The sequence below is a fragment of the Pantoea sp. CFSAN033090 genome (genome assembly GCF_001264395.1).
Taxonomy (GTDB): Bacteria; Pseudomonadota; Gammaproteobacteria; order Enterobacterales; family Enterobacteriaceae; genus Pantoea; species Pantoea agglomerans.
This window is the reverse complement of sequence record NZ_LGYX01000010.1, coordinates 32,412-45,857: the sequence shown is the minus strand read 5'-3', so window position 1 is coordinate 45,857 and position 13,446 is coordinate 32,412. Positions and strand designations below refer to the sequence as shown.

General features: G+C 57.5%; 12 protein-coding genes. 3 read left to right on the top strand and 9 right to left on the bottom strand.

Annotated elements, in window-relative coordinates; genetic code table 11:
* Window positions 1–28: 28 nt before the first annotated feature.
* Window positions 29–937, bottom strand: coding sequence for an AraC family transcriptional regulator (locus tag AFL22_RS11465; RefSeq protein WP_010249021.1), 909 nt, complete (start codon window positions 935–937; stop codon window positions 29–31).
* A 204-nt stretch (window positions 938–1,141) separates the two neighbouring features.
* On the opposite strand from AFL22_RS11465, the gene dkgA reads away from it, so the two are divergent.
* The gene (gene dkgA / locus AFL22_RS11460) at window positions 1,142–1,966 is read left to right on the top strand and encodes a 2,5-didehydrogluconate reductase DkgA (RefSeq protein WP_010249022.1); all 825 of its coding nucleotides are present in this window, start codon (window positions 1,142–1,144) and stop codon (window positions 1,964–1,966) included.
* A 98-nt stretch (window positions 1,967–2,064) separates the two neighbouring features.
* On the opposite strand, the gene ftsP is transcribed toward dkgA, so the two are convergent.
* The 4 genes from ftsP to AFL22_RS11440 all read right to left on the bottom strand — a co-directional run bounded on the left by ftsP (window position 2,065) and on the right by AFL22_RS11440 (window position 7,650).
* A complete protein-coding gene (gene ftsP / locus AFL22_RS11455) occupies window positions 2,065–3,495 on the bottom strand; it encodes a cell division protein FtsP (RefSeq protein WP_010249023.1) in 1,431 nt (476 codons plus the stop codon).
* A gap of 141 nt (window positions 3,496–3,636) precedes the next feature.
* Window positions 3,637–4,374 carry a 1-acylglycerol-3-phosphate O-acyltransferase gene (locus AFL22_RS11450; protein ID WP_010671121.1) on the bottom strand — a complete coding sequence of 246 codons (738 nt, stop codon included), beginning with the start codon at window positions 4,372–4,374 and terminating at the stop codon, window positions 3,637–3,639.
* A gap of 45 nt (window positions 4,375–4,419) precedes the next feature.
* The gene (gene parC, locus AFL22_RS11445) at window positions 4,420–6,693 is read right to left on the bottom strand and encodes a DNA topoisomerase IV subunit A (protein WP_052271471.1); all 2,274 of its coding nucleotides are present in this window, start codon (window positions 6,691–6,693) and stop codon (window positions 4,420–4,422) included.
* A 192-nt stretch (window positions 6,694–6,885) separates the two neighbouring features.
* Window positions 6,886–7,650, bottom strand: a complete 765-nt coding sequence (locus AFL22_RS11440; RefSeq protein ID WP_061703106.1) for a transporter substrate-binding domain-containing protein — start codon at window positions 7,648–7,650, stop codon at window positions 6,886–6,888.
* 168 nt (window positions 7,651–7,818) lie between these two features.
* On the opposite strand from AFL22_RS11440, the gene AFL22_RS11435 reads away from it, so the two are divergent.
* Both AFL22_RS11435 and AFL22_RS11430 read left to right on the top strand, forming a co-directional pair.
* Window positions 7,819–8,400, top strand: coding sequence for an NAD(P)H-dependent oxidoreductase (locus AFL22_RS11435; protein ID WP_010249028.1), 582 nt, complete (start codon window positions 7,819–7,821; stop codon window positions 8,398–8,400).
* A 48-nt stretch (window positions 8,401–8,448) separates the two neighbouring features.
* On the top strand, window positions 8,449–8,757 hold the full coding sequence (locus tag AFL22_RS11430) for a putative quinol monooxygenase (protein WP_010249029.1): 309 nt from the start codon (window positions 8,449–8,451) through the stop codon (window positions 8,755–8,757).
* 296 nt (window positions 8,758–9,053) lie between these two features.
* Here the strand turns inward: AFL22_RS11430 and AFL22_RS11425 are convergent, their stop codons facing one another.
* The 4 genes from AFL22_RS11425 to cpdA form a co-directional block, all read right to left on the bottom strand.
* Window positions 9,054–9,953 (bottom strand): LysR substrate-binding domain-containing protein, encoded by a 900-nt coding sequence (locus AFL22_RS11425; protein WP_010671124.1) that lies wholly within the window; start codon window positions 9,951–9,953, stop codon window positions 9,054–9,056.
* A gap of 94 nt (window positions 9,954–10,047) precedes the next feature.
* Window positions 10,048–11,943: a DNA topoisomerase IV subunit B gene (parE, locus tag AFL22_RS11420; protein ID WP_010249031.1), complete on the bottom strand. Its 1,896-nt coding sequence runs from the start codon at window positions 11,941–11,943 to the stop codon at window positions 10,048–10,050.
* Window positions 11,944–11,992: 49 nt separating this feature from the next.
* Window positions 11,993–12,574 carry an esterase YqiA gene (gene yqiA / locus AFL22_RS11415; protein WP_033772614.1) on the bottom strand — a complete coding sequence of 194 codons (582 nt, stop codon included), beginning with the start codon at window positions 12,572–12,574 and terminating at the stop codon, window positions 11,993–11,995.
* Between the two features lie 3 nt (window positions 12,575–12,577).
* Window positions 12,578–13,405 (bottom strand): 3',5'-cyclic-AMP phosphodiesterase, encoded by an 828-nt coding sequence (gene cpdA, locus AFL22_RS11410; RefSeq protein ID WP_010671125.1) that lies wholly within the window; start codon window positions 13,403–13,405, stop codon window positions 12,578–12,580.
* Window positions 13,406–13,446: the final 41 nt, after the last annotated feature.

The window sequence follows — 13,446 nt, the reverse complement described above, 5'->3', positions numbered from 1 at the left end:
AGCGCGTAGCATCAGGATCCGCCGCCACTCAGGCGGACGGATCCGCTACCGTCTGCCGCACACGATTCACCTCTTCCCCTGGCGTCACGCCAAAATAGCGCTTAAATTCCCGCGAAAACTGTGAGGGACTTTCATAGCCAACCCGCACCGCCGCCGCACTCGCTTTCAGTCCATCGTGCAGCATCAGCAATCGCGCCTGATGCAGGCGATATCGCTTGAGATACTGCAGGGGCGAGGTCTGCGTAACCGCTTTAAAGTTATGATGAAAGGCTGAAACGCTCATGTTCACTTCCGCCGCCAGCGCATCGACGCTGAGGTTTTCCGCATAATGATTCTCAATCCGTCGCAGGGCACGCGCGATCAGGCTGAATTGCGTCTGTCGGCTCACCAGTGAGAGCAGCGCACCACCAATCGGGCCAGTCAACACGTAGTAGATAATCTCCCGCACAATGTGCGGCCCCAGCACCCGCGCATCGCGCGGCTGGGTCATCACATCAAGCAGCCGCTCAGCGGCACACAGCATCGGTTCCGTCAGCCACGCCGAGTGGATCCCCGAGGTCTGCGGCTGCGGCTGGAACTGATCGTCATCGCCGATTTCAATCAGCAGATCCTGCAGGCTAGCGGTATCGACATTAAGGCACAGCCCGGCAATCGGCACCTCTGGCGAGGCCCAGGTTTCGCACTCCACCGGCAGCGGCACCGTGAGCATCAGGTACTTGCTGGCGTCATACTGAAACACTGTGCTGCCGAGATAGCCGGTTTTGCTGCCCTGAAACAGGATCACAATGCCGGGCTGATACATCATCGGCGTACGGGGACGATATTGATTAGCGTAAATCAGCGACACATTTTCGACCGGGCAAAGACGGTCGTGACCATGGGTCATTAATGTGACGACCTGCTGCGCCAGCCGGTGACACAGGGCATCGTGCGCCATAGCGACTCCTTTTACGGGCAAAAAACCAGTGTGCCGTGCGAATGCCTGAATCACCAGCAGCCTGGAGAATCAGGCAAGAAATTTACCGGATCGGGCATGGCGGCAGAACCACTGTTGTTGCCTCAGCTAAGCAGGCTGAGAATTGTTGGCTAGACTTAAGCACAGTGAAATCTCACGGATTAACCGCAACGGAAAGGAGCAACTATGGCAGACCAACCCATTATCAAACTGCGCGATGGCAATATGATGCCGCAACTCGGACTCGGTGTGTGGCAGGCCAGCATTGAAGATGCACGTCATGCGGTGCTGAAAGCGCTGGAGGTCGGCTATCGCTCAATCGATACCGCCGCCGCCTATAAGAATGAAGAGGCGATTGGCCAGGCACTGCAGGAAACTGACGTGCCGCGTGAAGAGATTTTCGTGACCACCAAACTCTGGAACGACGATCAGCAGAACGTTCAGCAGGCGATGGAAACCAGCCTGGAGAAACTGAAACTGGAGCAGGTTGATCTCTATCTGATGCACTGGCCGTGCCCTGAAAAAGACAATTATGTCGATGCCTGGAAGAAGATGATTGAACTGCAGCAGCAGGGGCTGACTAAAAGTATCGGCGTCTGTAACTTCCATGAGGCGCATCTGAAGCGACTGCTGGATGAAACCGGTGTCACGCCGGTGGTGAACCAGATTGAGCTGCACCCGATGCTACAGCAGCGCACGCTGCATGCGTGGAACGCACTGCATCAGATCCAGACCGAATCCTGGAGTCCGCTGGCGCAGGGCGGCAAAGGGGTCTTCGATCAGGAGATCATCAAGTCGCTGGCTAAGAAATATGGTAAGACGCCGGCACAGATCGTGATCCGCTGGCATCTGGATAGCGGCCTGGTGGTGATTCCGAAGTCGGTGACACCAGCCCGCATTGAAGAGAACTTTAAGGTGTTCGACTTCCGTCTGGACAAGCATGAAGTGAGCGATATTGCGAAGCTTGACAGCGGCAATCGTCTGGGGCCGGATCCGGAAACCTTTAACTAAGGCTGGGCGTCACCAGGTGACCTCACCTTATCTGCCCTGCGGCTGGGGCAGCTAACGATTAACGCGGTCAGGCGGGTTCTTCCTGCCTGACCGCGCTGTTATGCGCTGGGCTGCACCACCAGCTGACCGGCAGTGCCGCGGTCGGCCAGCTCCAGCGTCTGACTGTAGTAGACGAACGGGAAGTGATCTGACGAACTTTGCGGGAAAGTGACCATCAGTTCCACGCTGCCATCGACCCACACCGTATCTTTCCAGCCACGATCTTCGCCCATCGGTTGCGCACCATTCACACTTTTAATCAGGAACATCACGCCCTGGATATGCAGCGACTGTGGCCGGTCAGCATGCAGGATCCAGCGCTCAAAGGTGCCCTGCTGTGCCGTGGTGTCAATGCGGCTCATATCCCAGATCGCGCCGTTAATGCCCGGCATGCTGTCACCGATGCGGAATTCACGGGTGCGAACCGCCACGCCATCCAGAATCTGATCGGCCAGCAGCCGCATCGGCAGATTATCCGTCACCAGCGGCAGCAAGCCGGTTGGCCGCAGCGTCAGGATCAGGGTTGACGTCAGAATGGAGGATGGCTCAAAGAAGCCGCGCAGCCGATCCATAATGCCCGCCGCCGTACCTGCGGTAATCGACACTTCATCGCCCTGCGACATATCCACCAGCACTTCGCGGCGTTCGCCTGGCGCCAGTGACAGGCGCTGCACCGCCACCGGCGCAGGCAGATAGCCCTGATCGCTGGCGATGACCATAAACGGGCGATTGTCGCTGAGCACCATCTCATAGCGGCGCGCATTCGAGGCGTTCAGCAGACGCAGACGCACCCAGCCGCGTGATACCTCCACAAACGGATTGCGTACGCCATTCACCAGCAGCGTGTCGCCCAGGAAACCGCCATCCTGCGGTGGGTCATAGACCGGCGTGGCAAAGTTATCGAGCCGCTTGTCCTGAATGATAATCGGGAAGTCATCGACGCCGTAATGCTTCGGCAACGGCAGCTGCCTGCCAATATCATCTTCCACCAGCCACATCCCCGCCAGTCCGTTATAGATGTGCGGAGCCATGCGGTTCGGCGTGTTGGCGTGATACCAGCAGGTTGAGGCCGCCTGACGAATCGGCAGCACCGGCGACCAGTCGACACCGGCTGACATCATACGCGGCGCGCCACCCATCAGCGCGCCCGGCAACTGCAGGCCGCTGATAGTCATGGAGACCGGCTCGTTCAGACGGTTGCTGTAGATCAGCTTAACGTCATCGCCGCTGTAAACCCGGACGGTCGGGCCAAGATAGAGGCCATTAATGCCCCACACCGGCACTTTGTTGTTGTCGCCATTAAAAGACCAGTGGCTGCGCTGCATTGTCAGGAACAGCGGCTGGCCGCGACGGGATTCCAGCAACGGCGGAACCGGAAGTGGCGTATCGCCATTAGCTGAAGAAGCGGCACGCGCCGCATGAGGTAGTACACTGGCGCTAAGCGCCGCTCCGGCAGAAAGCTGGATGAACTGACGTCTGCTGAAAGACATAAAACTTCTGACCCTTTACGCGTGGCGCTAAGCGCCGACCCTGTTTTTATTGATCTGTTTTTGCTGTGCTGCGTTCACGGCGGGCGGACGTGCCCCGCCGTGCGGCATCCCTGCAGGATAGTTCGGCGAATGGTTCGCCGGTCAGATATTTCCGTTTTTTTCGCGTTCTGCGACTTCGGCGTTCAGCTCTTCCAGCTTTGCCGCCATCAGTTCGCGACAGTGGGTCGCCAGCTTACGCACCGACGACGACTCGAAAGCCTTTACATCAATCGGTGGCAGCATCTCAACGATCACCAGCCCGTTTTTCCAGCGATTGAGGTTGATCTTGCCATGCGTGTTAGAGACCACAATCGGAATGATCGGCACACCCGCCGCCACAGCGGCGTGAAAGGCACCGGTTTTAAACGGCAGCAGGCCACGACCACGGCTGCGCGTTCCTTCCGGGAACATCCAGATGGAGATGCGCTTACTGTTAAACTCATCCACCAGCTGACCGATCGTGCCGCGTGCTTTTGCACGGTCATCGCGATCAATCAGCAGGTTACCGGTCAGCCAGTAGAGCAGGCCAAAAAACGGCACCCACAACAGGCTCTTCTTGCCCACCGTCACCGTACAGGGCTGCACCATTTTAGCCGCGGTGACCATGTCATAGTTGTTCTGATGGTTCGCGATGTAGATCGCATTACCATAATTCTCAGCACCTTCCGGTCTGCGCAGTTCTACTTTAAGGCCAAATACCGTCGACAGTTTGCCGAACAGATGGCCAAATGTGGCGACATGACGCGGATTGCGCGGTGAAAACAGACACCAGATACAGCCAGATATACAGACTAAGATCGAATAGATGACCACAATAATGGCACGCAGAATCAGTAACATAGTTCCCTCATTGAGCCACGGCTGACGCGGTGTCAGCCGGGTAGTTTACGCTTCGCTATCCGGGCTCGCCGGACGCGCAGGCGCATCCAGTTCAACACGATCAATTTTTTGCAGGCCGCGCGGTAACAGCGTACCGCGACGTCCGCGTTCGGCGCGGAATTTTTGTAGCTCTTCACTGCGCAGCAGCATTTTACGCTTGCCTACGTGCAGCGTGATAGCGCTGCCCGGCGGTAAAATCATCAGCCAGGCCAGTTTGTCCTGACCGGCGGCCGCTTCCGCGGATGGAATCGAGATGATTTTGTTGCCCTTGCCTTTCGACATCTGCGGCAGCTCCCCGACCGGGAACATCAGCATCCGTCCCGCCTGGGTGATCGCCAGCAGCATGTCATCTTCATGATGGACGGCCATCGGCGTCATCACACGGGCGTTTTCCGGCAGCGTCAGCAGCGCTTTACCGGCGCGGTTGCGCGACACCAGATCGCTGAAGGTACAGATAAAGCCGTAACCCGCATCAGAGGCCATCAGCAGGCGCTGATCATCCGGCTCCATCAGCACCTGTTCAACTACCGCACCCGGCGGTGGCGTCAGCTTGCCGGTCAGCGGCTCGCCCTGCCCGCGCGCTGAAGGCAGCGACGTCGGATCCAGAGTGTAGCTGCGGCCGGTGGAGTCGATAAAGGCCACCGGCTGATTGCTCTTGCCGCGTGCCGCAGCCAGATAGCTGTCGCCGGCTTTGTAGCTGAGTCCGGCAGGATCGATATCGTGGCCTTTGGCGCTACGCACCCAGCCCATCTGCGACAGCACAATGGTCACCGGTTCAGACGGCACCAGCTCGGTTTCGCTCAGGGCTTTGGCTTCTTCACGCTCACGCAGCGGCGAGCGACGATCGTCGCCGTAGCTGGCGCTGTCAGCCTGTAACTCTTTTTTCAGCAGGGTGTTCATCTTGCGTTCAGAGGCCAGCGTGGCCTGCAGCTGATCGCGCTCTTTTTCCAGCTCCGCCTGCTCGCCACGGATCTTCATCTCTTCCAGTTTTGCCAGGTGGCGCAACTTCAGTTCGAGGATCGATTCGGCCTGGGTTTCGCTGATGCCAAAGCGTGACATCAGGACCGGCTTAGGCTCATCCTCAGTACGGATGATCTCGATCACTTCATCGATGTTCAGGAACGCAACCAGCAAACCTTCCAGGATATGCAGGCGGCGCAGCACGCGATCCAGGCGGTGATTCAGACGACGTTTGACCGTATCTCGGCGGAACACCAGCCATTCGGTCAGGATCTCATGCAGATTTTTCACCGCCGGGCGGTTATCCAGCCCGATCATGTTGAGGTTAACGCGGTAGCTCTTTTCCAGATCGGTGGTGGCGAACAGATGGTTCATCACCTGATCGAGATCGACGCGGTTGGAGCGCGGAACGATCACCAGGCGGGTCGGGTTCTCGTGATCCGATTCATCACGCAGATCCTCCACCATCGGCAGCTTTTTATTGCGCATCTGGTTCGCAATCTGCTCCAGCACGCGCGCGCCCGACACCTGATGCGGCAGCGCGGTAATCACCGCCTCGCCCTCTTCCTTCTTCCAGACTGCACGCTGGCGAATCGAGCCGCGACCGGTCTGATAGATTTTGCGGATTTCATCACGCGGCGTGATGATCTCCGCCTCTGTAGGATAATCAGGCCCCTGGACAATATCCAGCAGCTGTTCCAGCGTGGTTTTCGGCGAGTCGATCAGTGCGATGGCGGCCTGAGCCACTTCGCGCAGGTTGTGCGGCGGAATATCGGTCGCCATACCCACGGCAATCCCGGTGGTGCCGTTCAGCAGAATATTGGGCAGGCGCGCCGGTAACATCTTCGGCTCCTGCAGCGTGCCATCAAAGTTCGGCTGATAATCGACCGTCCCCTGACCCAGCTCACCCAGCAGCAGCTCGGCATATTTTGACAGGCGGGATTCGGTGTAACGCATCGCCGCGAACGACTTGGGATCATCCGGTGCACCCCAGTTACCCTGGCCATCGACCAGCGGATAACGGTAGGAGAACGGCTGCGCCATCAGCACCATCGCTTCATAACAGGCGCTGTCGCCGTGCGGATGGTATTTACCCAGCACGTCACCTACGGTACGCGCCGATTTTTTGAATTTTGCGCTGGCGCTAAGTCCCAGTTCGGACATGGCGTAGACGATACGTCGCTGAACCGGCTTTAATCCGTCGCCAATGTAAGGCAGGGCGCGGTCCATGATGACGTACATCGAATAGTTTAAGTACGCATTCTCGGTGAATGTGTGCAGGGCAAGACGCTCTGCACCATCCTGAGTCAGTTCACTCATTAATTTCTCATCCTCACATCGTGGCCCACAACGGCGGGACACCCGGCGGTGGTTTGGCGAGGATAGTACCTTATTCGCTGGTGTTAGTCACAGGGGAAGCGCGGGAGAGCAGGCGTCCCGCCGCGCGATTTTATGTGCCGGAGGCACGCCGGATTCAGACCGGCAAGTGTCTGACCTCTCTGCGGAAGTGGATCAGGGCTTTGCGCCCATCCACTGGCGGGCAATGTCACGATATTCGCCTGTGGCGGTGCTGAGATGCAGCCACTGATCGACATAGAGCTTCCAGCTGATGTCGTCACGCGGAATCATGTAAGCCTTCTCGCCATACTGCAGCGGTTTGTCGGGATTGATCGCGCAGAGCGTCGGGTAATGTTGCTGCTGAAAACGCGCTTCAGAGGCATCGGTGATCATCACATCCGCCTTGTTGTCCACCAGTTGCCGGAAGATGGTGACGTTATCGTGGAACAGCGTCAGTGAGGCCTTTGGCAGGTGGCTGTGCACAAAGGCTTCGTTGGTGCCGCCTGCCGGTTCAATCAGCCGCACGTCAGGCCGGTTGAGCTGTTCGATGGTCTGGAAGCGATCTTTATCGCTGCAGCGCACCAGCGGGATTTTGCCATCCACATCCAGCGGCCGGGCGAACCAGGCGGTCTGCTGGCGTTTCAGCGTGACGGAGACGCCGCCGACGGCGATATCACACTGCTTTGCCAGAAAATCGGGCATCAGGTTTTTCCAGCTGGTTGGCACCCACTCCACTTTCGCGCCGAGCGAGGTAGCCAGCGCGTTCGCCATGCTGATATCCAGCCCTTCATACTGACCATCGGGTCGCAGGTAGCTGTAAGGCTTGTAATCGCCGGTGGTGCAGACCTTAAGCGTTTTAGAACTGAGGATGGTGTCGAGATGAGATTGTGCCTGGACAGCACCGGTGGCCAGCAGCAAAGAGAGGACAATTTTTTTCATTTTGCGTTTTTCTATAATTGTTTTCACAGTGAGTTTGCCTGCAGATGGTGCCATAAACCGGCGCATTGTTGCTTCCACAGCAAAAGTGTTGTGATCAACCTCCCATTTTTCTGCGACCGCAGCGCGCGTAAGCTAAGCGCCATATTCAGGAAATGAGGCAAACAATTCATGAGCAAGATTTTAATTATCGATGGCGGCAAAACCTTTGCCCACTCTAAAGGCGAACTGAACCACACGCTGACCGACGTTGCGGCCAGCCAGTTGCGTGACATGGGGCATGAGGTGTCTGTGACCCTGGCTGACAGCGACTACGTGGTCGCCGATGAAGTGCAGAAATATGTCGATAGCGATGTGGTGATTTATCAGATGCCAGGCTGGTGGATGGGCGAGCCGTGGACCGTGAAGCGTTATATCGATGAAGTCTTTACCGAAGGCCACGGCTCGCTCTACGCCAGCGATGGCCGTACCCGTTCTGATGCGGCAAAGAAATATGGTTCCGGCGGTCTGCTGCAGGGCAAAAAATATATGCTGTCACTGACCTGGAACGCGCCGCTGCAGGCCTTTACCGATCCGGAGCAGTTCTTTGAAGGCGTCGGCGTCGACGGTCTTTATCTGCACTTCCACAAAGCCAACCAGTTCCTGGGCATGGAAGCGCTGCCGACCTTTATCTGCAACGATGTGATTAAAGCGCCGGACGTGCCACGCGATATTGCCGCTTATCGGACCCATCTTAGTCGCGTTTTTGCGTAAGATGGCTGGGGGATACCCCCTATTTTCCCATGAAAGAGGAATTCGCGAATGTTAACAGTCGTTGCTGAAATTTGTGTCAAACCCGGTCGTCGTCAGGCCGTGCTGGATGCGGTGAAAAAACTGATCCCGCTGGTTTTAGAAGAAGAAGGCTGCCATCAGTATGACGCGCTGCTGGACCATCAGGCGCAGGTGCCGTGGAAGCAGAACTCGCCGGACTCCATTTTTATGCTGGAACAGTGGGAAACGCTGCGTCATCTGGAGCAGCATCAGCAGATGCCGCACATGGATGCGCATCGCGCCATCATTAAAGATGATGTGGTGGATGTGAAGATTCTGGTGCTGGAACCCAGCGCCTGATTCGTGCTGAAGGCTTAACCCCTTTTCGGTAAAAGGGGTCAAGGCTGCTGACAACCTCAAACCTGAGTGCCTCTGGCAGCAATGAATTAGCTCAACGCGAAGGGAACACGGTCAGAAGAGGAAAGCGTCCCGCGCCAGGGATGGCGCGGGTAGAGCGACCAGGGACTGGCTTGAGCGTCTTTCCGATCTGACCGTGTTCCCTGTGCAAGCACAATCTCACAGCGAATCCGGCCAGACTTGCCAGCATCTCCAAACCCCTGCCCTATGACAGGGGTTTTTTATTATGCCAGGAGAGATCACAGCAGCTGACGCCGATCAATCTCGGTGCGGAGAAAATCCAGGAAGCAGCCGATGCGCGAAGAGAGCGTGGTGTTGCGGTAATAGACCGCATGCACCGGCAACCGCAGCTCGCGGGTTTCAGCGGGGAGAACCGGCACCAGCCGGCCTGCCGCGCAATCTTCCCGGCTGACAAAGTCGGAGAGGCGTGCGATCCCCTGTCCTGCCAGCGCCAGCTGCCGGATGGTTTCGCCGCTGGAGGCAGAGATTGTGGGCTTAATGCGCATGAAATCGCCATCAGGCTGCCAGATCGGCCAGACGTTGTGCGCCTCAAGATGGCTGAAGCCGATGATTTGATGCTGCGCGAGATCGGCCACGCTCTGCGGGGTGCCCGCTTTCGCCAGATAGGCCGGACTGGCCATCAGCCGGATCGCACTGCTGCCAAGCATCCGGGCGCGCAGCGTAGAGTCGCGCAGTTCGCCGATGCGAATGGCAATGTCCGTTTGCTGCTCCAGCAGATCGATCAGGATATCGTCGGTATTCAGTTCAAGCTGGATCAGGGGATAGCGGGCGCGGAAATCGTCCACCAGCGGCACAATCACATGCAGCATAAAAGGGGTGGCGGCGTTTACCCGCAGCCGCCCTGACGGCATCTCGCGCCGCAGGGCTATCTGCTCTTCGGCCTGCTCAACCGAGGCCAGGATCTGTCGCGCATGCTCCAGAAAAACCTGTCCCTCTTCGGTCAGCGCCAGCCGTCGGGTGGTGCGATGCAGCAGGGTGGTCTGCAGCTTGCTCTCCAGCCGGGACAAAGCCCGGCTGATGCCCGAACTGGTCTGCGCCAGCTGGGATGCCGCCGCGGTAATGGAACCGCTGTCCACCACCGCCACCCAGGCACGTAACTCTTCCAGGGTAATTTTCACAAGGATTACTGTCTCTGCTCTGAATCTGCCGGGTTCTCCGGGGATGTGCTGGCTGAAGCACAAAGAGAACAGGACGCTTTCGCGTCCTGTTTTTTTACACTTCGATATCGGCCTTGTCGCCTTTTTCCTGCAACCAGTTACGCCGGTCTTCGGAGCGTTTCTTCGCCAGCAGCATATCCATCATGCGCAGCGTCTGGTCGATATCCTCTTCACTGATGGTCAGCTGTACCAGACGGCGGGTATTCGGATCCAGCGTCGTTTCACGCAGCTGCAAGGGGTTCATCTCACCCAACCCTTTAAAGCGCTGAACGTTAGGTTTGCCCTTTTTGCGTTTCAGCTGCTCCAGCACGCCCTCTTTCTCATCTTCATCCAGCGCGTAGTAGACCTCTTTACCGAGATCGATACGGTAGAGCGGCGGCATGGCAACGTAGACGTGTCCGTTTCTGACCAGTGAACGGAAATGTTTCACGAACAGGGCACACAGCAGCGTGGCGATGTGCAGACCATCCGAGTCCGCATCCGCCAGAATGCAGATCTTGCCGTAGCGCAGCTGTGAAAGATCTTCGCTGTCGGGATCGATGCCGATCGCCACGGAAATATCATGCACTTCCTGCGACGCCAGCACCTCATCGGAAGAGACTTCCCAGGTGTTAAGGATCTTGCCCTTAAGCGGCATGATCGCCTGATATTCACGATCGCGCGCCTGCTTGGCCGAGCCGCCTGCCGAGTCCCCTTCGACCAGGAACAGTTCTGTTTTATTCAGATCCTGCGCGGTGCAGTCTGCCAGTTTGCCCGGCAGCGCCGGACCGCTGGTGAGCTTTTTACGCACCACTTTTTTGGCTGCCCGCATACGTCGCTGGGCGCTGGAGATCGCCAGCTCAGCCAGCTGCTCTGCGATCTGGATATTCTGGTTCAGCCACAGGCTGAAGGCATCTTTTACCACGCCAGAGACAAAGGCTGCGCACTGACGTGAAGAGAGGCGCTCTTTGGTCTGCCCGGCGAACTGCGGATCCTGCATCTTCACCGACAGCACGTAGGCGCAGCGATCCCAGATATCTTCAGCGGAGAGCTTCACGCCACGCGGCAGAATGTTGCGGTATTCGCAGAACTCGCGCATCGCATCCAGCAGCCCCTGGCGCAGGCCGTTGACGTGAGTCCCGCCCTGCATGGTCGGGATCAGGTTAACGTAGCTTTCAGTTAACAGCTCACCGCCTTCCGGCAGCCACAACAGCGCCCAGTCAACCGCTTCCACATCGCCAGCAAAGCTGCCGACAAACGGTTTTTCCGGCAGCGTCGGTAAGCCATTCACCGCTTCGCACAGGTAGTCAGTCAGGCCATCTTCGTAGCACCAGGTCTGTTCGGTATTGTTCAGCTTGTCTTTAAAGACAATCTCAACGCCAGGACAGAGCACCGCTTTGGCTTTCAGCAGATGTGATAAGCGTGACACCGAAAAACGTGGGCTGTCGAAGAAGCTTTCATCGGGCCAGAAATGGACGCGCGTGCCGGTGTTGCGTTTAGCCACCGTGCCGGTGACCGTGAGATCCTGGACTTTGTCGCCATTCTCAAACGCCATGTCATAGATTTCGCCATTACGGCGCACCGTGACTTCGACGCGTTTTGACAGGGCGTTAACCACCGAGATACCGACGCCGTGCAGGCCGCCCGAGAACTGATAGTTTTTATTGGAGAACTTGCCGCCCGCGTGCAGACGACACAGGATCAGCTCGACGGCAGGCACGCCCTCTTCCGGGTGAATATCCACCGGCATGCCGCGACCATCATCAATAACTTCCAGCGACTGGTCAGCGTGCAGAATCACTTCAACCCGCTTCGCGTGGCCGCCCAGCGCCTCATCGACGCTGTTATCAATCACTTCCTGACCCAAATGGTTGGGCCGCGTCGTATCGGTGTACATCCCCGGGCGACGGCGAACAGGCTCAAGGCCAGTCAGGACCTCAATGGCATCCGCGTTATAGTTAGATTGACTCATCGTAAATGTCTGATTAGAAGGGTGAAATGGGGTGCGATTTCCGCATTACTCAGGGATGATTCAGACCGAGAAAGTCCAGAATCTGCGGGAAATGGCGCTCGAATCCAGTAAATGCATGATTTCCGCCCTCTTCTACCGTGTGACGGCACGCGCTGTAATAGTCGAGCGCCTGACGGTAATCGAGAACTTCATCGCCGGTCTGTTGCAGCAGCCAGAGTAAATCGGGCGCTTCCAGCGGTTCAATCTGCATTACTTTCAGATCGTAAATGTGGCGTGACTCTAACACATATTGCTGGCCGGTGTAGGGATTCTGATTTTCGCCCAGGAAATCCGCCAGCAGCTCAAAAGGCCGCACCGCGGGATTGACGACCACAGCAGGCAGCATAAAGCATTGCGACAGCCAGGTGGCGTAATAACCGCCCAGCGACGAGCCTACCAGCCCCAGCGTTTCGCCGCTGCGGCTCAGTACCAGATCTTCCAGCATTGCGGCGGCATCGGCCGGAAACGTCGGCAGCTGGGGCACGATCATTTCGATCTCCGGATGCTGCGCCTCTAACCATTGCCGGAACTGCGTCGCCTTAGCCGACTGCGGCGAGCTGTTAAAACCGTGCAGATAGAGTAATACCGCCACGCGTCAGTATCCTTCTGAGTCTAAATCGGGACGAAAAGCGTCGGTGTCGAGCCGGTTAACCTCGGTCTCAAGGCCGCCATCCGGATACAGCGTGAACCAGCGCCAGCCTGGTGCCACGGTGTCGATCGTAAAGCTGGTGCAGTGCGGTTTGAACTGAACGCAGGTTGAAGGGGTGGCCAGCACACGACGACCGTGCCACTCAACATCCAGCTCCTGGTGAATATGACCACAGACCAGCGTCCGGGCTAACGGGTAATGCTGTAACACCGCATCAAGCTGATGTGAGTTGCGCAGGCTGTGCTGATCGAGCCAGGTACAGCCAGAGGCCAGCGGATGGTGGTGCAGCAGGACCAGCGTATGACGTTGCGGATAGCGGGCCAGCGCGTTATCGAGCCACTCCAGCTGATAATCGCTCAGCATCCCGTGCGGCACACCCGAGACCTGGCTGTCCAGCAACACAATCTGCCACTGCTCACCCACCAGCACCTGCTTGTGGGCATTGATATGAGCGGCTGCCAGCGTGTCGAACATCGCGGGTTGAAAATCATGATTACCGGGCAGCCAGACGCAGGGCCGCGGCAAACGTGAGATGCCCTCAGCAAAATGCTGATAGGCTTCGATAGAGTGATCCTGGGCGAGATCGCCGGTGGCGATAATCAGGTCGTAATCGCGATGTTGCGCAATAATCGCATCCAGCACCGCTTTATAGCTCGACCAGGTGTTCACCCCAAGCAGCGATTCATGTTTTCCCGCGAACAGGTGGGTATCCGTGATTTGCAAAATCCTGATTTCGGAACCGTTCGCTGCAGGAAGAGTTAGCAGGCTATCCAAAGCGTTTCCTTCGTCTCCACGCCATTTACTGCATTATACGC